The 19,047-nt window shown below is 71.0% G+C and carries 22 protein-coding genes; 18 read left to right on the top strand and 4 right to left on the bottom strand.

Annotation, left to right across the window (positions count from 1 at the left end):
• On the top strand, positions 1-495 hold the full coding sequence (locus tag JNK12_10380) for a CYTH domain-containing protein (GenBank protein MBL8776331.1): 495 nt from the start codon (positions 1-3) through the stop codon (positions 493-495).
• A gap of 36 nt (positions 496-531) precedes the next feature.
• Here the strand turns inward: JNK12_10380 and ppk2 are convergent, their stop codons facing one another.
• Positions 532-1,380 (bottom strand): polyphosphate kinase 2, encoded by an 849-nt coding sequence (gene ppk2 / locus JNK12_10375; GenBank protein MBL8776330.1) that lies wholly within the window; start codon positions 1,378-1,380, stop codon positions 532-534.
• Between the two features lie 4 nt (positions 1,381-1,384).
• Entirely contained in the window at positions 1,385-1,855 is a 471-nt protein-coding gene (locus tag JNK12_10370; GenBank protein MBL8776329.1) for a nitroreductase family deazaflavin-dependent oxidoreductase, read from the bottom strand.
• A 149-nt stretch (positions 1,856-2,004) separates the two neighbouring features.
• Between JNK12_10370 and JNK12_10365 the strand changes: the two genes are divergently transcribed.
• The 17 genes from JNK12_10365 (at position 2,005) to JNK12_10285 (ending at position 17,245) form a co-directional block, all read left to right on the top strand.
• Positions 2,005-2,415, top strand: a complete 411-nt coding sequence (locus JNK12_10365; protein ID MBL8776328.1) for an Rrf2 family transcriptional regulator — start codon at positions 2,005-2,007, stop codon at positions 2,413-2,415.
• A complete protein-coding gene (locus JNK12_10360) occupies positions 2,412-3,308 on the top strand; it encodes a YwiC-like family protein (GenBank protein ID MBL8776327.1) in 897 nt (298 codons plus the stop codon). The genes JNK12_10365 and JNK12_10360 overlap by 4 nt, the downstream gene beginning before the upstream one ends.
• Before the next feature lie 106 nt (positions 3,309-3,414).
• The gene (gene ric, locus JNK12_10355) at positions 3,415-4,134 is read left to right on the top strand and encodes an iron-sulfur cluster repair di-iron protein (protein ID MBL8776326.1); all 720 of its coding nucleotides are present in this window, start codon (positions 3,415-3,417) and stop codon (positions 4,132-4,134) included.
• Entirely contained in the window at positions 4,131-4,655 is a 525-nt protein-coding gene (locus JNK12_10350; protein ID MBL8776325.1) for a group III truncated hemoglobin, read from the top strand. The genes ric and JNK12_10350 overlap by 4 nt, the downstream gene beginning before the upstream one ends.
• A 22-nt stretch (positions 4,656-4,677) precedes the next feature.
• Complete coding sequence (locus JNK12_10345; GenBank protein MBL8776324.1) at positions 4,678-5,724, top strand: hypothetical protein; 1,047 nt, start codon at positions 4,678-4,680, stop codon at positions 5,722-5,724.
• Complete coding sequence (locus tag JNK12_10340; protein MBL8776323.1) at positions 5,724-7,955, top strand: molybdopterin oxidoreductase family protein; 2,232 nt, start codon at positions 5,724-5,726, stop codon at positions 7,953-7,955. The genes JNK12_10345 and JNK12_10340 overlap by 1 nt, the downstream gene beginning before the upstream one ends.
• Positions 7,952-8,611: a 4Fe-4S dicluster domain-containing protein gene (locus JNK12_10335; protein MBL8776322.1), complete on the top strand. Its 660-nt coding sequence runs from the start codon at positions 7,952-7,954 to the stop codon at positions 8,609-8,611. Before JNK12_10340 ends, JNK12_10335 begins: the two co-directional genes overlap by 4 nt.
• On the top strand, positions 8,608-9,117 hold the full coding sequence (locus tag JNK12_10330) for a ubiquinol-cytochrome c reductase iron-sulfur subunit (protein MBL8776321.1): 510 nt from the start codon (positions 8,608-8,610) through the stop codon (positions 9,115-9,117). The genes JNK12_10335 and JNK12_10330 overlap by 4 nt, the downstream gene beginning before the upstream one ends.
• A complete protein-coding gene (locus tag JNK12_10325; protein ID MBL8776320.1) occupies positions 9,114-9,317 on the top strand; it encodes a hypothetical protein in 204 nt (67 codons plus the stop codon). The genes JNK12_10330 and JNK12_10325 overlap by 4 nt, the downstream gene beginning before the upstream one ends.
• Before the next feature lie 71 nt (positions 9,318-9,388).
• Positions 9,389-10,447 (top strand): tellurite resistance/C4-dicarboxylate transporter family protein, encoded by a 1,059-nt coding sequence (locus JNK12_10320; protein MBL8776319.1) that lies wholly within the window; start codon positions 9,389-9,391, stop codon positions 10,445-10,447.
• Between the two features lie 68 nt (positions 10,448-10,515).
• On the top strand, positions 10,516-11,475 hold the full coding sequence (locus JNK12_10315) for an aldo/keto reductase (GenBank protein MBL8776318.1): 960 nt from the start codon (positions 10,516-10,518) through the stop codon (positions 11,473-11,475).
• Positions 11,476-11,531: 56 nt separating this feature from the next.
• Positions 11,532-12,305 carry a phosphotransferase gene (locus tag JNK12_10310; protein ID MBL8776317.1) on the top strand — a complete coding sequence of 258 codons (774 nt, stop codon included), beginning with the start codon at positions 11,532-11,534 and terminating at the stop codon, positions 12,303-12,305.
• Between the two features lie 273 nt (positions 12,306-12,578).
• Complete coding sequence (locus JNK12_10305) at positions 12,579-13,559, top strand: zinc ABC transporter substrate-binding protein (protein MBL8776316.1); 981 nt, start codon at positions 12,579-12,581, stop codon at positions 13,557-13,559.
• Entirely contained in the window at positions 13,556-14,326 is a 771-nt protein-coding gene (locus JNK12_10300; protein MBL8776315.1) for an ABC transporter ATP-binding protein, read from the top strand. Before JNK12_10305 ends, JNK12_10300 begins: the two co-directional genes overlap by 4 nt.
• Complete coding sequence (locus JNK12_10295; protein MBL8776314.1) at positions 14,326-15,210, top strand: metal ABC transporter permease; 885 nt, start codon at positions 14,326-14,328, stop codon at positions 15,208-15,210. Before JNK12_10300 ends, JNK12_10295 begins: the two co-directional genes overlap by 1 nt.
• On the top strand, positions 15,207-16,211 hold the full coding sequence (locus JNK12_10290; protein ID MBL8776313.1) for a GTP-binding protein: 1,005 nt from the start codon (positions 15,207-15,209) through the stop codon (positions 16,209-16,211). The genes JNK12_10295 and JNK12_10290 overlap by 4 nt, the downstream gene beginning before the upstream one ends.
• Entirely contained in the window at positions 16,208-17,245 is a 1,038-nt protein-coding gene (locus JNK12_10285; GenBank protein MBL8776312.1) for a hypothetical protein, read from the top strand. Before JNK12_10290 ends, JNK12_10285 begins: the two co-directional genes overlap by 4 nt.
• Before the next feature lie 25 nt (positions 17,246-17,270).
• Here JNK12_10285 and JNK12_10280 read toward each other — a convergent pair whose 3' ends face one another.
• Entirely contained in the window at positions 17,271-17,480 is a 210-nt protein-coding gene (locus JNK12_10280; protein MBL8776311.1) for an AbrB/MazE/SpoVT family DNA-binding domain-containing protein, read from the bottom strand.
• An 86-nt stretch (positions 17,481-17,566) separates the two neighbouring features.
• Positions 17,567-19,003: an NAD(P)/FAD-dependent oxidoreductase gene (locus JNK12_10275; protein MBL8776310.1), complete on the bottom strand. Its 1,437-nt coding sequence runs from the start codon at positions 19,001-19,003 to the stop codon at positions 17,567-17,569.
• Positions 19,004-19,047: the final 44 nt, after the last annotated feature.

The raw sequence follows: 19,047 nt of genomic DNA, 5'->3' as shown, positions 1-19,047 counted from the left end.
GTGGCCTCCCAGGGTGTCGAAGTCGAGCGCAAGTACCTCGTGGACGACCTCGACGCCGCGCTCGCCGGAGACCCGCCCGGCGAGCACCTGGTGCAGGGCTACCTCGAGCAGTCCGGTGACCAGAGCGTGCGCGTCCGGTGCTGGCCCGACGGGGGCCGGGCCGTCCTCACGGTGAAGGGCCCCCGCACCGGCGCGTCCCGGCCCGAGGCGGAATGCGAGGTCACCACCGAGGTGGGCGACCTGCTGCTCGCGGCGTGCGGCGACCGCGTGGTCGACAAGACCCGCCACGTCCTCGACACCGGCGAGGCCGACGGCGTCGAGTGGGTGGTCGACGTCTTCCACGGCGCCAACGACGGCCTCGTGCTCGCCGAGGCCGAACAGACCCGCGCCGACGGCCTGCTCGCGCCGAGGCCGTGGTGCGGGCGCGACGTCACCGAGGACGACCGGTACTACAACGACCAGCTCGCCCGGCGGCCCTTCACCACCTGGGGCTGAGCACCGGGCCGGCCCGGGGCCGGGTCGGCGTCGGCGCTAGAAGCGCGCCGGCACCCGGCGCAGCGGCAGGTCGGGCTCGACGTACCCGTCGGGCTTCTGGCGGGACGGGAACCGGACCTTCTCGTGCGGGGTCCGCTCGTAGGGGATCTGGTCGAGCAGGTGACTGATGACGTTCAGGCGCGCACGCTTCTTGTCGTTGGAGTCGACCACGAACCACGGCGCCCAGGCGGTGTCCGTGGCGGCCAGCATGTCGTCACGGGCCCGCGAGTAGTCGTACCAGTGCGTATAGGACTTCAGGTCCATCGGCGACAGCTTCCACAGCTTGCGGCCGTCGTCGGCACGAGCGTGGAGGCGACGGGTCTGCTCGTCCTGGCTGACGTCGAGCCAGTACTTCAGCACGATGATCCCCGAGTCGACCATGGCCTTCTCGACCCCGGGCGCCATCTCGAGGAAGTGGCGCACGTCGTGCTCCGAGCAGAAGCCCATGACCCGCTCCACGCCGGCGCGGTTGTACCAGCTGCGGTCGAAGATCACGATCTCGCCCGCCGCGGGGAAGTGGGGCAGATAACGCTGGACGTACATCTGGGTCTTCTCACGCTCGGTCGGCGCCGGCAGGGCGACCACCCGGAACACGCGCGGGCTGACCCGTTCGGTGATGCGCTTGATGACGCCGCCCTTGCCAGCGGTGTCCCGCCCCTCGAACACGATGCAGACCTTGGCGCCGGTGCGCACCGCCCACAGCTGCACCTGGACCAGATCTTCCTGGAGGCGGCGCAGCTCCCGTTCGTACTCCTTGCGCTTGAGCTTCGGCCGCTCGGCGGGAACCGCCGCGGACCGGCCGGCGTCGTGCTGCTTCGCGTGCTTCTTCGAGTGCTTCTTGGTCACCGCGTCACGCTCCGGTCTCGGTGAGGCGGAAGACCCGGATGTTGCGGTCGGTCCGCTCGACGTAGGTGTGCATCTGCGGGATGGTCTCGGCGATGGCCGGCCAGAGCCGCTCCTTCTCCTCGTCGCTGAGCACCGTGGCGCGGGCAGGGAACGCACGACCCGTCACCTGCACCTCGACGTCGGGGTTGGCCTCGAGGTTGTAGCGCCAGGCCGGGTGACGCTCCTGGCCCATCGCGCTCGCCACCACGAGGTAGTCGTCGCCATCGCGGTGGTAGGCCAGCTGCACGGTGCGGGGTTCACCCGACTTCCGCCCGATCACGGTCACTGCGAGCATCGGCAACGTCGGCTTGCCGGTGCTGGTGAACCGGCCGTTCGTGAGCTTGAAGATCTTGGGGTCGACCTTCGCGGCCCAGTGCTTGACCAGCCACGACCCCGCCCGCGTGGCCGAGAACCGGTTGACGAGCCTCGAGTACATGGGCGCATGGTAGGCCACCCTCGGTCGTCCAATACCCTCCCGGGTATGAGCGGGCAGTCGGAGCAGCCGACCCGGGGACCGGCACCGGGTCCGAGGAGACGGGACCAAGGACCCTGGGGTACCGGCGGCCAATCGTTTAGTCTGAGACTATGCGACTGGAGATCACGCGGCGCACCGACCTCGCCACCCGGGCACTCCTCGCCTTGCGGGGCACCGACGAGCGCACGAAGGCGTCGGCGCTGGCCGAGACCGTGGGCACCACGCCTGGATTCCTGTCGCAGGCCATGTCCCCGCTCGTGGCGAAGGGCTGGGTCCGCTCCGACCCCGGACCGGCCGGCGGCTACCGGCTGACGGCCGACCTGTCCGACGTCAGCGTCCTCGACGTCATCGAGGCCGTCGAAGGCCCGACCGACAACGGGCGCTGCGTCCTCGAGGATCGCCCCTGCGCCACCGAAGGCCCCTGCGCCTTGCACCAGCCATGGGTGCACGCCCGGAGCGACCTGCTCGGACGCCTCGCCGACACCCCGCTCGCCGGCCTCCGGACACGGAGCCGGAAGTGACCGCCCCGGCCCGCGCGACCGGCGCGGCGCAGCGTGCGGTCGCCGACACCCCTCGCTCCACGGCGACCGACCCAGCCGGAGCGGAACGGTCACCCGCGCCGGCCGGGTCGGCGTCGGGGCGACGCCCGTGGAAGGCGGTCGCCCTCCCCGCCGAGCACGGCGGGTGGGGCCTGACGCTCGAACCCTGCCTGCTCGGGCTGCTCGTCGCCCCCAGCATCGCCGGTGCCGCCCTGGCGACCGCCACCTTCCTCGCCTTCCTCGTGCGCACCCCGCTGAAGCTGGCCCTGATCGACCGGCGGCGCGGCCGGCGCCTCGAACGCACCGCCCTGGCCACCCGGATCGCCGTCGTCGAGTCCGTCGTGCTCGTCGGCCTCGCGGTGCTGGCGACGGCCCTCGCCGGGCCGCGCCTCTGGATGCCCGTGGTCGCGGCCGCACCTCTGGTGGCCGTCGAAGCCTGGTACGAGGTCCGTTCACGAGGGCGACGCCTGGTGCCCGAGCTCGCCGGCGCCATCGGCGTGAGCGCCGCCGCCACCGCCATCGCCATCGCCGGCGGCGCACCGCTGCCGCTCGCGTTCGGGCTCTGGCTCGTGCTCGGCGCCCGCGGGGCCACCTCCATCCCGCAGGTCCGGGCCCAGATCTCCTCGCTCCACGGCCGCGCTGTCTCCTCCGCGACCACCACCGCCGGTGACCTCGCCGCCCTCGCCTTCGCCGCCGTCGCGGTGGCGCTCGACCCCTCTCTGCTCGCCGGCGCCCTCGCCATCGCCGCCATCGTGGTGATCCAGCGAGTGAGCGCCCGACGTCCCACACCCGCCCCCAAGGTCGTCGGCCTGCGCCAGCTCGCGCTCGGCCTCGCCCTGGTGCTGATCACCGCGGTCGGCACGTTCCTCGCATGAGCAACACGCCGGCCTCTCGCCACCCCGCCCAGCCAGTCGTCCTGGCATCACCCCCGCCCGCTTCGCGGGCGCCCGTGATACCCGTGCACCGATGAAGGAGCCCACCATGACCACCGCCCCGACCACCGACCGCACGCTCGCCGAGCTCGTCACCGCCGATCCCCGCTCGGCGCGGCTGCTGGAGGGTCACGGGCTCGACTACTGCTGTGGCGGCCGACGCACCTTGGCTGAAGCCTGCTCCGAGGCCGGCGTGGACCCGGCCGTCGTCGTCGATGCGCTGACTGCTGCCACACCTCAGGACGGCCCCGACTGGGCCTCGATGGCGCCGGCCGAGCTGGTCGACCACCTCGAAGCGACCCACCACGCCTACCTGCACACCGAGTTCGGCCGGCTGACCGCGCTGGCCGACAAGGTGGCGTCGGTGCACGGCGAACGCCATCCGGAGCTCGTCGAGGTGCAGACGACGTACGCCGAGCTCCGCGCCGACCTCGAGCCCCACCTCATGAAGGAGGAGAACGTGCTGTTCCCGCTCATCAGGGAGATCGTGGCGTCGGCCGGCGCCGCGGCGCCCCACTGCGGGTCGCTCGAGATGGGACCGATCCGCGTGATGATGATGGAGCACGACCGCGCCGGCGAGCTGCTCGCCGAACTGCGCCGGCTCACGAACGGGTACGAGGTCCCCGACGACGGCTGCGCCAGCTACCGGGCGCTCTACGAGGGGCTCGCCGAGCTGGAGGCCGACACCCACCTCCACGTGCACAAGGAGAACAACGTGCTGTTCCCGGCGGTGATCGAGCTCGAGCACGGAGCAGCGGCCCGCCCGTGACCGACGATCGGCGCGGCGAGCAGGGCGGCGACCCGGCCTGCTGGGCCCACGTCCTCGGCGAGGACGAGCCGCCCTCGAGGGACCTGACCGACCGGTCCGACCTGGAGGTGCTGGTGCGGTCCTTCTACCGACAGGCCGCCACCGACGACCTGCTGGGCCCCGTGTTCGAGGCGGCGCAGGTCGACTGGGCGGACCACATCCCCAAGCTCGTCGACTTCTGGGCCGGCCAGCTCTTCGGTGAGCGCGGCTACGAGGGCAACCCCCTCCAGGCCCACCGACCACTCCAGGCCGACACGCCGTTCCGTCCCGAGCACTACCAGCGCTGGCTGGCGCTGTTCGAGGACACCGTGGACGACTGGTTCGTCGGCCCCACCGCCGACATCGCCAAGGGCAAGGCCCGCAAGATGGCCAACGCCCTGGAGCGGCTGATGGATGGCGTCAGTGCCGCAGGCAGCGTCCCCATCGCGGTGACCGTGGTGGCGACGGTCGGCTCGCCAGCACCGACTCGAGTCCGGTCCTAGGGTGTCGGATCGAGGAGTGGCCATGAGCCGACAGGCAACACTGGATCGTCGGGGCGTCGCCTGGGGGCTGGTCGGCGTCGCCGTCGTGCTCGCCCTTACCTTCATCGGGAGCGACGGCCTCGTGTGGTTCGACGCCGCTCTCGTCGGCTACCTGTTCGGCACCGTGTTCGCCGTGTTCGGCATCACCTACCGGTACCTCGTGTGGCTGCGGCGCCCGCCCACCGCCATGTTGAACCGCCGGGGGTGGGAGGCGTTCCGCGCCCGGAAGGGCCGCAACGTGGCCGAGCTCCCGGCGCTGGTCACCACCCAGCTGGTCACCCAGGGGTTCATCCGCCGTCGCTCGGTCTCGCGGTGGATGGCCCACCAGTTCGTCTTCTGGGGGTGCATCCTCGCCGCGCTGGTCACCTTCCCGTTGACGCTCGGCCTGTTGCACTTCGAGAGCGTCGGCCAGGAGGCCGACCGCTACCAGGTGTACCTGTCTCGGGTGGGAACGCTGCGCTTCGACGCCCAGAGCATCATCGGCTGGCTGATCTTCCACGCCCTCGACATCGCCGCGGTGCTGGTGCTGGCCGGGGTGTTCATCTTCCTGCGCCGGCGCCTGCACGACCCGGGCGCCCTCGCGGTCGAGCGCAGCAACGACTTCCTGGCCCTGGCGGGCCTCTTCGCGGTGTCGGTGACGGGCCTGTTCCTCACCGTGTCCAGCGTGTGGCTGGAGGGTCGCTACTACTCGGCCCTCAACACCGTGCACGCGCTGACCGTGATCCTGGGCCTCATGTACCTGCCCTTCGGCAAGCTGTTCCACATCTTCCAGCGCCCCGGGAACCTGGGGGTGGCATACTACAAGCAAGCCAACGCCGAGGGTCCGCCGGCGACGTGTCGGCGATGCGGTGAGGGGTTCGCCAGTGCCCAGCAGATGACGGACCTGAAAGCGGTGCTACCGCAGGTGGGCTTCGACTACGGCGTCGACGACAGCCCGGAGGACGGGGACAACTACCAGGACACGTGTCCCCGGTGCCGGCGGGCCGGCGTCACCCTGGCCCAGTCCGCCCGGGTCGGAGGATTCGGCTGATGGCACGACCACCGCTCAGCGACGATGAGCTCATCGCCCGCTTCGGACCGCATCTCAACGAGGCCCCGCCCGGCGGCTGGGACGCCGGGCTCGAGATCGACCGCGTCGTCGAGACCCACTGCTGCTTCTGCGGCCAGCAGTGCGGCATCAAGCTGAAGGTGCACGACAACGAGGTCGTGGGCTTCGAGCCCTGGTACGACTTCCCGTTCAACGAGGGAAAGCTGTGCCCCAAGGGCGTCAAGCGCTACCTCCAGGGCAGCCACCCCGATCGCCTGCTGCACCCCATGGAGCGCGACCCGTCGGCACCCGGAGGCTTCCGGGAGATCAGCTGGGACCAGGCGCTGGGCCGGGTGGTCAGCGAGATCCAGCGCATCCAGGAGGAGTACGGCGACGACGCCTTCGCCATGTTGTCAGGGGTGTCCCTGACCAACGAGAAGAGCTACCTGATCGGCAAGTTCGCCCGGTTGGCGCTGCACACCGCGAACCTCGACTACAACGGCCGCTTCTGCATGGTGTCGGCCGGCGTGGGCAACAAGCTGGCCCTCGGCATCGACCGCGCGCCCAACCCGTGGAGCGACATCCCGCTGGCCGACGTCGTCTGGGTGGCGGGCTCGAACATCGCCGAGACGTTCCCCATCACCACCAGCTACATCTGGCGGGCCCGCGACCGCGGCGCCAAGCTCATCGTGCAGGACCCCCGGGTGGTGCCCCTCGCCCGCACCGCCGACCTGTTCCTGCCTGTCCGACCCGGCAGCGACTCTGCCCTGTTCGGTGCCGTGCTGCACACGTTGATCCGCAACGACTGGCTCGACCACGACTTCATCGACGCCCACACCGTGGACTTCGACGAAGCCGCCGCTGCGGCCGCCGACATGACGCCGGCATGGGCGGCCGAGATCACCGGGGTGCCCGCGGCCCGCATCGAGGAGGCGGCCGAGCTATGGGGCACGTCGGCGACCGGGATGATGCTGCACGCCCGGGGCATCGAGCAGCAGTCCAAAGGCGTCGACAACGTGCTGGCCGCCATCAACCTGGGCCTCGCCACCGGCAAGTTCGGCAAGCCCGGCTGCGGCGTGTCCACCATCACCGGCCAGGGCAACGGCCAGGGCGGGCGAGAGCACGGCCACAAGTGCGATCAGCTGCCCGGCAACCGCGACATCTCCAACCCCGACCACCGTGCTGCGGTGGCGAAGGTGTGGGAGTGCGACGAGTCCGAGATCCCGGGCAAGGGCCTGCCCGCCGAAGCGATCATCGAAGCCATCCACGAAGGCAGCATCAAGGGCCTGCTGTCGATCTGCTTCAACCCGCTGGTGTCGGCGCCGGACTCGAACTTCACCGCCGAAGCCCTCGACAAGCTGGAGTTCTACGCGGTCATCGACTTCTTCCTGTCCGAGTCGGGCCAGCACGCCGACGTGGTGCTGCCCGGCTCGCTGCACGAGGAGGACGAGGGCACCTCCACCAGCGGCGAGGGGCGCATCATCAAGATCAACGCCGCTGTGGAGCCACCCGGCGAGGCCCGACTGGACTGGCAGATCCTCCTCGAGATCGCCGAGCGGCTCGGCCGGGGCGAGCACTTCCAGTACGACGACACCCACCAGATCTTCGAGGAGCTGTGCCGGGCGTCCTCGGGCGGTACCGCCGACTACACCGGCGCCACCTGGGAGCGCATCGAGGCCGAGAAGGGCCTCTTCTGGCCCGTCCCCGAGGTCGGGCACCCCGGCACCCCCCGCTTGCACGAGGGGGGCCGGTTCTCGCACCCCGACGGCAAGGCCCGCTTCCATGCGGTGCCCTTCCGGGAGTCCGCCGAGGTCGTCGATGACGACTACCCCGTGTGGCTGACGACCGGGCGGGTGGTCAGCCAGTACCTGTCCGGCACCCAGACCCGGCGCATCGCCGGCCTGGTGGCGCAGTACCCGGAGCCCTTGTGCGAGATGCACCCCCGACTGGCCGAGCGGCTCGGGATCGGCGACGGCGACCAGGTCACCGTCACCTCCCGTCGCGGCACCATCACGCTGCCCGCCCACGTGGTCACCACCATCCGGCCCGACACGGTGTTCATCCCCTACCACTGGCCCGGCGCCAAGGCCGCCAACCAGCTCACCATCCGCGCCGTCGACCCTCGCTCGAAGATGCCCGAGTTCAAGGTGGCGGCGGTACGCATCGAGCGGGCCGGCGAGGGAGCCCCCACGACCGACCAGCGCGACTTCGACCTGCACGAGGGATCCGCATGAGGCCCACGCGGTACGGCGTCGACGACACGCCGGTGTTCGTCATCGACCAGAGCCGCTGCATCGGTTGCGAGGCCTGTGTGTCGGCCTGCATGGAGTGCGGCACCCACCGGGGCCAGTCCCTCATCCACCTCGAGCGCATCGATCGGGCCGCCAGCACCCAGACCGCGCCCATGGTGTGCATGCACTGCGAGGACCCCACCTGCGCGCAGGTGTGCCCCGCCGACGCCATCAAGCAGACCGAGGGCGGCGTCGTGCAGTCCGCCCTCAAGCCCCGGTGCATCGGCTGCTCCAACTGCGTCCTGGCCTGCCCGTTCGGCGTGCCCAAGTACGTGGCCGAGGTCGACCAGATGATGAAGTGCGACATGTGCACCGACCGGACGTCCGAGGGGTACGCGCCCATGTGCGCCTCGGTGTGCCCCAGCGAGGCGCTCTGGTACGGCACGGTCGAGGAGTTCCACGCCACCCGCCCCGGGGCCCTGGTCGACAACTGGCTGTTCGGCCGCCAGTCGGTGCACACCAAGGTGCATGCCGTCGTCGATGACGTCGGCGGCGGCCCGATCGACGTGCTCGGTGGCGCGGCGACCGGCACATGGCTCGACGACCCGTTCGGCCTGGACGAGGGCATGCACGATCGCTCTGGCGGGGTGGTCCGATGACCGCCGGCACCCCCGTCCCCGACCCGCAGCCCATCTGGAAGCGCGACTTCCCGTACGAGGCCGCGGCCGAGGAGGAGGTGACCCGCCGGGAGTTCGCTCGCTACCTCGTGGCTGGTGCCGGGGTGATGGCGGCCGGCAACGTGGGGCTCGCCATCTGGACCCAGCTGCGGACCATCAACGCGGGCCGACCGAGGGCGATCGTGCCGTTGGACGACGTGGTCGTGGGCGACACCTTCCTCTTCCGCTACCCCACCGAGAACGACCCCGCCGTCCTGCTGCGGGTCGACGACCGGAACGTGGTGGCGTTCAGCCAGAAGTGCACCCACCTCGGCTGCGTGGTGTTCTTCGAGGCCGACGAGCAGCGCTGGCACTGCCCCTGCCACGAGGGCAACTTCGAAGCCCTCACCGGCGCCGTGCGCTCGGGCCCCCCGACGCGGCCGCTCGGACGCATCGACGTCGAGATCCGCGACGACGGTGTCATCTGGGCGCTCGGGGCGAAGGCATGAGGACGTCGGCGCGGAACCGCCGGGCCACCTCGGCCATCGTCCTCTACGTCATCATCCTGGTCGCGTTCCAGGTGTTCCTCATCACGGTCGCGGTCGAAGCCTTCCAGACCGACGAGGAGGCCCTCGCGTGGGCCACCGCCGGCGTGTCGGTGGTGCTCGCTGCGTTGTCGGCCGTCCTGTTGCGGTACCTCCAGCCGTGAACGGCACCGGCGCGACGGCCCCACCGGACGATCCTTCGCGCGACGCTCCACCGCCCGACCGCCCGTCGCCCGTGGCCACCCTCTTCCCGGGCTACTTCGCCCTCGTGATGGCCACCGGCATCGTGACCATCGGGGCCGAGCAGCAGGAGCTGTCGCGGCTGGCCGACGGGCTGTACGTGGTCGCCGGGGTGGCCTACGTGATCCTGGTCGTGCTCACCGTGGCTCGGCTGGTCCGTTTCCCGAGACGACTGATCGACGACCTCACCAGCCACGCCAAGGGCTTCGCCTTCCTCACCATCGTGGCCGGCACCAACGTCCTCGGCAGCGCGTCGGGCATCACCCAGGGCTGGTGGGACCTGGCCTGGGTGCTGTGGTGGATCAGCATGTGCCTGTGGGCGGTCCTCGTCTACGCCACGCTCATCGCCGTCGTGCTGCGCTCCCCGAAGCCCGGTCTCGGCGCCGGCATCAACGGCACGTGGTTCCTGCTCACCGTGTCCACCGAGTCGGTGGCGGTGCTCGGCGCGCTGCTCCTGCCGTTCCATCCCAGCGAGACCCTGGCCTTCCTGTGCCTCGCTGCGTTCCTGCTGGGCATCGTGCTGTACCTGATCGTGATGACCATGGTGTTCCTGCGCTGGACGTTCCACGAGCTCGAGCCCACCGAAGCGGCACCGCCGGCATGGATCGCCGCCGGCGCCGTGGCCATCACCGTCCTGGCGGGCTCCAACCTCCTGGGCGTGGCCGGGACCCTGGGCGAGGCGCTCTCACCCGATGTGGAGGCGGTCGTCGGCCGCATCGACCGGGTCGCCCCCGTCATCGAGGGCATGGTCGTCCTCGCCTGGGCGACCGCCACCTTCTGGTTCCCACTGATGATCGCGATCGGCGTCTGGCGCCACCTCATCCGACGGGTGCCCCTGCGCTACGACCCCGCCTACTGGGCGCTGGTCTTCCCTCTCGGCATGTACAGCGTGGCCACGTTCAAGATGCTGGCCGTCCTCGGCCCCTCGACGCTGGACTGGCTCCCGAAGGTCGCGTTGATCGTGGCCGCCGCGGCCTGGACGGCGGCGTTCGTCGGTCTCGTGCACCGCGGCGCGCTCGGCGTGGCCCGACGCCGTCACCCGAGCCCGACCTGAGCTCCGACCGGTGCCCCACGATCTCGTAGGGCTCCGGCGCTCACACCTCTAGCGTTGGCGCCATGACCATGGAATACCGCCGCCTCGGACGATCCGGCCTGAAGCTCAGCGTGCTGTCGTTCGGCTCGTGGGTGACCTTCGGGCGCCAGGTCGACCGCGACCTCGCTCTCGAGTGCCTGACCACCGCACGCGACGCCGGCGTGAACTTCTTCGACAACGCCGAGGGCTACGAGGGCGGCGAGTCCGAGCGGGTCATGGGCCAGGCCCTAGCCGACCTGGGCTGGGACCGGGACACCTACGTCGTGTCCACGAAGCTCTTCTTCGGCATCAAGGACGACGTCAACATGAAGGAGACGCTGAACCGCAAGTACCTGTTGTCGGCCATCGACGGCAGCCTCGAGCGCTTCGGGCTCGACTACGTCGACCTGCTGTTCTGCCACCGGCCGGACCCGCAGACGCCCATCGAGGAGACGGTGTGGGCGATGCACGACATCGTGGCGTCGGGCAAGGCCCTCTACTGGGGCACATCGGAGTGGAGCGCCGAGGACATCCGGACGGCCTGGAAGATCGCCGACCGTCACCACCTGCACAAGCCGGTGATGGAGCAGCCGCAGTACAGCCTGCTCGTGCCCGGCCGAGTCGAGGACGAGTACGCCCCGCTCTACGACGAGATCGGCCTCGGCCTCACCACGTGGAGCCCCCTGGCGTCGGGCCTGCTCACCGGCAAGTACCTCGACGAGGTGCCCGACGGCAGCCGCCTCGGCCTCGAGGGCTACGAGTGGCTGCGGGACGTGCTCCTCACCGAGGACGCCAACCAGAAGGTGCTGGCCCTGAAGGCCATCGCCGACGACCTCGGGTGCAGCCTCACCCACCTCGCCATCGCCTGGTGCACCCGCAACCCGAACGTCTCGACGGTGATCCTCGGCGCCAGCCGGGTGAGCCAGCTCGAGGAGAACCTCGCCGCCCTCGACGTGGTCCCCCTCCTCGACGACGAGGTCCTCACCCGCATCGCGGCGGCGCTGGCGTAGCCCGGAGCGCCACGCCCACAGCGAGGAGGTGAGGGGGAGGCGTAGCGTCGGCGGGGATGGAGGTCGACGAGCGGCGCACGCCGGAGGATGAGCTCGGGCCGGTGCTGGCCGCCGGCCGGGACGCCGCGGTTCACGCCCTCGGTGACGACCGGGTGCTGCGGCGGACACCCTCGGCGGCGCGTGACCTGCGAGCGGAGGCCGCCATCATGGAGCACGTGCGGGCGGCGGGCTACCCCGCCCCGCAGGTGTTCCGGGTGGGCCCGGGCGAGATGGTCCTCGAGCGCATCGAGGGCCCGACCATGCTCGAGGCCATCGAGGCCAAGGTGTGGCAGGTCGATCGCCACGCCCGCACGCTCGCCGATTTGCACACGCGGCTGCACGTCCTTCCCCCGCCGGCCGACCTGGCCCACCACGCCGAGTCGGCACTCGCCGGCGACGCCATCGTCCACCAGGACCTGCACCCCGGCAACGTCCTGCTCTCCGCCGCCGGCCCGGTGGTGATCGACTGGACCAACGCCCGGCGGGCCGATCCGGACGCCGACGTCGCCCTCACCTGGCTGCTGATGGCGGCGTTCGACCATGACCAGCCACCGCCGGCAGGCTCGCTGCCCCACCGCCTCGTGACGATGGTCGAACGAGCAGCGGAGCCCCGCCTGCGCGCCCGATTGGTGCGCACCTTCGTCCGTTCGTCCGGCCGCGAAGCGGCCGCCCGGGCCCTCCTCCCCGCCGTCGCCCGCCACCGCCTGCACGACCCCAACGTCCGCCCCGGCGAGGCCGACGCCATCCGCACCCTCGTCGCCCGTGAGACCGGGGACTCGCTCCCGACGTAGACCCAGGAGGGGCTGGTCGCGAGAGTCTCAGCGGCGCACGGTGATCACGGCAGCGGGTCGTGGCGGCCGCCGGCTTCGATCACCCCTTCCAACATGTCGGGCCGGCCGGGCTGGGGACCGAGGTCGCCTGCACCCGCGCCGCGACCGCGGCCAGCGAACGAGCAAACCGGCTCCGAGGCCGCATCCGGCCAGAGGCGATCGGCAGCTGATTTGGCCGGCCCCTTGACCCACTGATAAGAATGATTCCTATTCTTAACCAGATAGGACGCCGTCATGCTTTCTGCCTTTCTCACCGCCCGTGCCCTCCGCCCCGCGATGATCGTCCTCGCCCTCGCCGTGTCTGCGTCGTGCGCGTCCTCCGAGGAGGATGCCGGGGACTCGGAGGTCGGCGCCGACAGGGAGCAAGTCCAGGCGGCCGCCGCCTTCTATCCGCTGGCCGAGGCACTCGAGCGCGTCGGCGGTGATCGGGTCGAGGTGACGAACCTCACACCGCCCGGTGGGGGCCCTCACGACCTGGAGCTCACGCCTCGGCAGGTCACCGACCTCGCCGACGTCGACCTCGTCCTGTACCTGTCGGGTGGGTTCCAGCCTCAGGTCGAGGATGCGGTGGGTGGCCTCGGCGACGACGTCACGGTCGTCGACGGTCTGGAAGGGATCGACCTCCTTCCGGCCGCCGATCAACTCCAGGGCACCCAGGGCGAGGCCGACGGCGAGGTGCTCGCCGACGGCTCCGATCCTCACGTCTGGGTCGACCCCCTCCTCCAGGCGCAGATCGCCGAGGACGCCCACGCCGCCCTTGTCGATCTCGATCCGGACGGCGCCGCCGACTTCGACGCGGGCCTCGCCGCCTACCAGGACGAGCTGAACACGCTGGACGCCGACTATCGGGCGGGCCTCGCCGACTGCGACTCACGGGTCATCGTCACCAGCCACCGCGCCTTCGAGTACCTGGCCCGACGTCACGACCTCGTCCAGATCGCGATCGCCGGGATCACCCCGGACGACGATCCGGACCCTCGCACCCTCGAGGCCGTGGCGGACGCAGCCCGCGAGAACGACGTGCAGGTCATCTTCTTCGAGGAGCAGGTGCCGCCGGACCTCGCCGAGACCGTGGCCGACGAGATCGGCGCGAGCACCGACGCCCTGGACCCGGTCGAGAGCATCACCCAGGACCGCCTCGACGACGGGGCCACCTACGACACGATCATGCGGGAGAACCTCGACTCGCTGACCGAGGGCCTCGGCTGCTCGTGACGGGTCGCGCCGGCGGGCCCCCCGCCGCGGTCCTGGCCCGTGACGTCTCGGTCACCTACGGCACCCGGGTCGCCTTGCGCTCCGTCTCGTTCGCAGCCGGATGGAGCGAGCTCATCGCGGTCATCGGGCCGAACGGTGCGGGGAAGTCGACCCTCTTCAAGGCGCTGTGCGGGTTGGTCCCCGCGGACGGCGAGCTCGCCGTCGGCGGCGACGGCTGCCACCACCAGCGGAGCACACGGGCCAAGGTCGCCTTCCTCCCCCAGCGGGCCGACGTGGACCTTCACTTCCCCATCACGGTCGAGCAGCTCGTCCTCACCGGCCGCCGGCCACATCTGCCTCCGTGGCGCCGACCCCGTCACATCGACCGCCAGGCGGTCGCCGGCGCGCTCGAGCGCGTGGGGCTCACCGATCGCGGCCGGGATCCCATCGGCACCCTCTCCGGTGGCCAGGCGCAGCGCGCCTTCGTCGCCCGAGCGCTCACGCAGGAGGCGGGAGTCCTGCTGCTCGACGAGCCGATGGCCGGTCTCGACCTGCCGAGCACCACCGACCTCATCCACCTCCTCCGGTCGCTCGCCGACGACGGGCGCACCGTGCTCGTCGCCACCCACGACCTGGCCCTCACCCGCCACCATTTCGCCCGCTGCCTGGCCATCAACGGCCGACTCGTGGCCGACGGCTCGCCCGACCAGGTCCTCGACGCCGACACCCTCGATGCCACCTTTGGCAGCGGCACCGACCTCGCCGACCTGACCGTGGCGGCCGTCTGATGGCGTCGTGGCTGCTGGACCCCTACCAGACCCAGTTCATGCGCCACGCCCTGGCCACGGCGGCCATCATCGGCGTCCTCTGCCCGGTGGTGGGTGTGTGGGTGGTGCTGCGCCGCCTGGCCTACCTCGGCGACGCGATGTCCCACGCCACGCTCTCGGGGGTCGCGGTCGCCTATCTGGTCGGTGCCAGCATCGCCGCGGGCGCGCTGGTGGCCGGGCTGGTGATGGGCGGCCTCATCAGCGTGCTCGGAAGCCGGCGGCGACTCGGGGATGACACGGTCATCGGCGTCGTCGAGACGATCCTCTTCGCGGTCGGCGTGCTGATCATCTCGCGCAGCGACGGGATCGGGGTCGACCTCTCCCACTTCCTCCTCGGCCAGATCACCACGGTGAGCGTGAGCGAACTGCGGGTGAACGGCGTGCTCGCCCTGAGCGCGCTCGTCGTCGTCGCCGTCCTGCACCGGGACCTGCTCGCCGCCACCTTCGACCCCACCCACGCCCGCCAGGTCGGCATCGACGACCGCAAGCTCCGCCTGGTCGTCCTCGCCCTCGTGTCCGTCAGCGTCGTGGTCTCCCTCCAGACCGTCGGGCTCCTGATGAGCGTCGCCATCCTCGTCACGCCGGCGGCCACGGCCCGCCTCGTCACCCATCGCCTGTCGACCATGACGGCGGTGGCCGTCGTGGGCGGGCTCACCTCGACCGTCGGCGGCCTGACCGCCAGCTACCACCTCGACACGCCGCCCGGGGCGACCATCGCCCTGACCGCCGCCGGCATCTTCCTCGTCGTGTTCACCGCCACCGTGCCGGCCCGTGTCGAGCACCGGTTCCGACGCCAGCCCGCCGAACCACCACCGATCGCCCCTCACAACGGAGTTCCGACATGACCGACACAGACACCACCACCGACCTCGTGCCCGTGACCGTGCTCACGGGCTTCCTCGGCTCGGGGAAGACGACGCTGTTGAACCACATCCTCACGGCACAGCACGGGCGCCGCATCGCGGTGATCGAGAACGAGTTCGGCGAGATCGGCATCGACGACGCCCTCGTGCTCGATGCGGAGGAGGAGATCTTCGAGATGAACAACGGCTGCATCTGCTGCACGGTGCGGGGCGACCTCATCCGCATCCTCGGCAACCTGATGCGCCGCCGCGAGCGCTTCGACCACATCCTCGTGGAGACCACCGGCCTCGCCGACCCGGCGCCGGTCGCCCAGACGTTCTTCGTCGACGACGAGATCCGCAGCCAGCTCCGACTCGACGCCATCGTCACGCTGGTCGACGCCAGGCACATCGGCCAGCACCTCGACGAGGAGAAGCCCGAAGGGGTCGAGAACGAGTCACTGGAGCAGGTGGCGTTCGCCGACCGGATCGTTCTGAACAAGCTCGACCTGGTGACCGAGGAGGAAGCCGACGCTGTCGAGCTGCGCCTGCGGTCCGTGAACGCGCTCGCCGACATCCACCGCGCCACCTACGGCCAGGTGGACCTCGACGCCATCCTCGACGTGGGCGCGTTCGACCTCGATCGCGCGCTCGATCTCGACCCCACCTTCCTCACCGACACCGACCACCAGCACGACCTGAGCGTCACCTCCGTGGGCATCGAGCTCGACGGCGAGCTCGACGGCGAGCGGCTCAACGACTGGCTCGGCACCCTGCTGGCCGAGCAGGGCATCGACATCTTCCGCATGAAGGGCATCCTCGCCATCGCCGGCGACGACCGCCGCCACGTGTTCCAGGGCGTACACATGCTCTTCGACTCACAGCCAGACCGACCGTGGGAGTCGGGCGGTCCCCGCACCAACCGCCTCGTGTTCATCGGCCGCAACCTGGACCGGGTGCAGCTCGAGTCCTCGCTCCGCGGATGCCTGGCGGGTCCCCGATGAGCGCGCTGTCCCGCCTGCCCACGACCGTGACCCGGCGATGGGCGACCCGACTCGACGACTACGTCACCTCGGTCTCGCCCGCGCCGGATGGCCGCCATCTCCTGGCCACGTCCCTGTCAGGAGAGGCCACCCTCCTCGACACGGCGTCAGGTGAGGCGACCGCCCGGCTCCCGCTCCACCCTCTGGGTGCTCTCTCCGGAGCATGGTCGTGCGACGGGCGCGTCGTAGCCACGGCGGGCCAGGACAACTGCATCCGACTGGCGCTCGCGGAGGGTGGCCGGGCCGTGGCCGAGGTCGGCCTCGACGGCTGGGGGGCGGCCGTACGGTGGTCGCCGGTCGACCCGCTCGTGGCGGTCGCCGCCGGTCGATCGCTGACCGTGCTCGACGCCGAAGGCGCGATCGTCCACCGCTGGTCGGACCTCGAGTCGACGGCGACCGCGCTCGAGTGGTCGGCGGACGGCGTGTCGGTCGGCGTGGCCTGTTACGGCGGTGTCCGGTGGTACCGCCCAGGCGACCCCGATCGCCCCACCACCCACTTCGCCTGGAAGGGCTCGCTGCTCAGCCTCGAGCGCTCACCGGACGGGAAGTGGGTGGCTGCCGGCGGCCAGGACGCGACCGTCCACGTGTGGCGGCTGTGGTCCGGCGACGACCTGGCGATGACCGGCTATCCCGCCAAGATCGAGCACCTCGCCTGGGACCCGTCGTCGCGCTACCTCGCCGTCGGCGGCGTCGGCGACGTGACGATCTGGGACTTCGCCGGTCGAGGCCCGCGCGGTACGCGGCCCGCGACCCTCACGGGACCCACCCGCCACATCGCCGCGCTGGCCTACCGCCCGGACGGCCGGGCGCTCGCCGCGCTCGACGGCGCCGGGGGCCAGTACCTCTGGGCGACCCCGAAGCGAGCGCGACCGGTCGCTGATCATGACCTCGGCGAGTCGGGCGCCTGCATGGCCTGGAGCGGTGACGGGTCCGCCCTCTACGTCGGCGGCGCCGAGGGTCTGGTGGTCGGCCAGGACCTCGCGATCGACGTCTGAACGCGCCCTTGGGGACGCCGACGCCTCACCCGAGCGGGGCGAACCGCCCGGCGGGCGAGACCACCACCGGGCCTTCCGGCGTGTCAGCGAAGACCATGTCGACGGGCACCGGGGTGATCTCGATGACACCGTCCCGCTCCTCGACCTCCACCTCTCCACCGCCGAGCAACTGCAGGCGGTCGCGGATGGCCTTCGGCACCACGATCCGCCCGGCGCGGTCGATGGTCGTTCTCATGCCATCGAATCCACCATTGCACCTGCCATCACCTCAGCTCCCGGGACGGAGAGTGGCCGGGCGATCGCGGGACTGCGGCGGGTGGCTCAGCGGCGCTCGTAGGCGGCGAGGTCGGGGGCGGCCATCGCCGCCCGGAAGTCCTCGAAGGGCCAGGGCCACGTCGCCGGGATGCCCCGGTCGTCGAGGTACCAACTGGAACACCCCGTCACCCAGATGGTGTGGCCCATCTCCGCCACCCGGGCCTCCTCGTGGGCGTCCATCGCCTCCTGGGTAGCGCAGATCTCGGTGCAGCGGCCGGCGGCGAGCTCGTCGATCAGGCCCATCGAGTACGCCATCTGCAGCTCGGCCACCTCGATGAGCGAGAAGTTGCCGACCGGGCCGTTGGGACCGTTGAGCATGAACAGGTTGGGGAACTCAGGGATGGAGATGGAGAGGTAGGCGTTGGGGCGGGGGTCCCAGGCCTCGGCCAAGGTGACGCCACCCCGCCCGACGATGTCCATGGGCCGCATGAACGCATCGGCCTTGAAGCCGGTGGCGCACACGAGCACGTCCAGCTCGTGCAGCTCGCCGTCCTTGGTGCGCACCCCCTCGGGCACCACGCACTCGATGCCCTCGGTCACTACCTCTGCGTTGGGCTTCTGGATGGCCTCGTAGTAGTCCCCGGACATGATGAGACGCTTGCACGCCGGCGCGTAATCGGGCCGAAGGCGCTCGCGCAGCTCCGGGTCGGTGACGCTGTTCTCGAGGTTGGCCACGCAGGCGGTGGCGATGCCCTTGTTCTGCTCGGACTCGGCGTCCGTGACCGCCGCCGCAAAGCCGGAGAAGAGGTCGGCGAGGGTGTCGTGCAGCTGGGTGAGGCGCTCGGGGTGGTCACGGAAGGCGGCCAGCTCGTCGTCGGTGTAGGCCGTGTTCTGCACCGGGAAGATCCACGGGGGCGTCCGCTGGAAGACGTCGAGGTGGCCGACCTCGTCGACGATGGCCGAGACGATCTGGACCGCGGTCGAGCCCGTCCCGATCACGCCGACCCGCTTGCCGGCGAGGTCGACGCCATGGTCCCAACGGGCGCTGTGGAAACACGGCCCGGCGAACGTGTCGAGACCGGCGACGTCGGGCATCCGCGGATGGTGCAGCACACCGGTCGCGGCGATGACCACGTCGGCCTCGTCGGTGCGGCCGGCGCCGGTCTCGAGGTGCCAGCGGCCGTCGCGCCACTCGGTGTGGGTGACCTCCTCGCCGAAGCGGATCCGGGGCGTGACGCCGTAGTCGTCGGCCACCTTCTCGAAGTAGCCCTCGATCTCGTCGCCGGGGGAGAACTGGTGCGACCACCCCGGGTTCGGGGCGAACGAGTAGCTGTAGAGGTGGGACGGGACGTCGCAGGCGATGCCCGGGTAGGTGTTCTCCCGCCAGGTGCCGCCGAGACGGTCGGCCTTCTCGTAGATGACCTGGTCGTCGTGGCCGGCCTCGCTCAGCTTGATCGAGGCCAGGATGCCGGACATGCCGGCGCCGATGATGGCGAAGCGCACTGGACCACCCCCAGGGGTCGGGACGTCGGCGTCGAGTCTTGCAG

The sequence above is a fragment of the Acidimicrobiales bacterium genome (genome assembly GCA_016794585.1).
In the GTDB taxonomy this organism is placed as follows: domain Bacteria; phylum Actinomycetota; class Acidimicrobiia; order Acidimicrobiales; family DATDAH01; genus JAEUJM01.
The sequence above is the reverse complement of the archived record's forward strand: the minus strand, read 5'-3'. Positions and strand labels throughout refer to the sequence as shown.

Bases quoted from the DNA above. Each gene is read 5' to 3' on its own strand.
- JNK12_10345 (MBL8776324.1), top strand. From the start codon at position 4,678: ATGAGCCGACAGGCAACACTGGATCGTCGGGGCGTCGCCTGGGGGCTG.
- JNK12_10340 (MBL8776323.1), top strand. From the start codon at position 5,724: ATGGCACGACCACCGCTCAGCGACGATGAGCTCATCGCCCGCTTCGGA.
- JNK12_10290 (MBL8776313.1), top strand. From the start codon at position 15,207: ATGACCGACACAGACACCACCACCGACCTCGTGCCCGTGACCGTGCTC.
- JNK12_10325 (MBL8776320.1), top strand. From the start codon at position 9,114: ATGAGGACGTCGGCGCGGAACCGCCGGGCCACCTCGGCCATCGTCCTC.
- JNK12_10335 (MBL8776322.1), top strand. From the start codon at position 7,952: ATGAGGCCCACGCGGTACGGCGTCGACGACACGCCGGTGTTCGTCATC.
- JNK12_10285 (MBL8776312.1), top strand. From the start codon at position 16,208: ATGAGCGCGCTGTCCCGCCTGCCCACGACCGTGACCCGGCGATGGGCG.
- ric (MBL8776326.1), top strand. From the start codon at position 3,415: ATGACCACCGCCCCGACCACCGACCGCACGCTCGCCGAGCTCGTCACC.
- JNK12_10280 (MBL8776311.1), bottom strand. From the start codon at position 17,480: ATGAGAACGACCATCGACCGCGCCGGGCGGATCGTGGTGCCGAAGGCC.
- JNK12_10305 (MBL8776316.1), top strand. From the start codon at position 12,579: ATGCTTTCTGCCTTTCTCACCGCCCGTGCCCTCCGCCCCGCGATGATC.
- JNK12_10315 (MBL8776318.1), top strand. From the start codon at position 10,516: ATGGAATACCGCCGCCTCGGACGATCCGGCCTGAAGCTCAGCGTGCTG.
- JNK12_10370 (MBL8776329.1), bottom strand. From the start codon at position 1,855: ATGTACTCGAGGCTCGTCAACCGGTTCTCGGCCACGCGGGCGGGGTCG.
- JNK12_10330 (MBL8776321.1), top strand. From the start codon at position 8,608: ATGACCGCCGGCACCCCCGTCCCCGACCCGCAGCCCATCTGGAAGCGC.
- JNK12_10295 (MBL8776314.1), top strand. From the start codon at position 14,326: ATGGCGTCGTGGCTGCTGGACCCCTACCAGACCCAGTTCATGCGCCAC.
- JNK12_10310 (MBL8776317.1), top strand. From the start codon at position 11,532: ATGGAGGTCGACGAGCGGCGCACGCCGGAGGATGAGCTCGGGCCGGTG.
- JNK12_10365 (MBL8776328.1), top strand. From the start codon at position 2,005: ATGCGACTGGAGATCACGCGGCGCACCGACCTCGCCACCCGGGCACTC.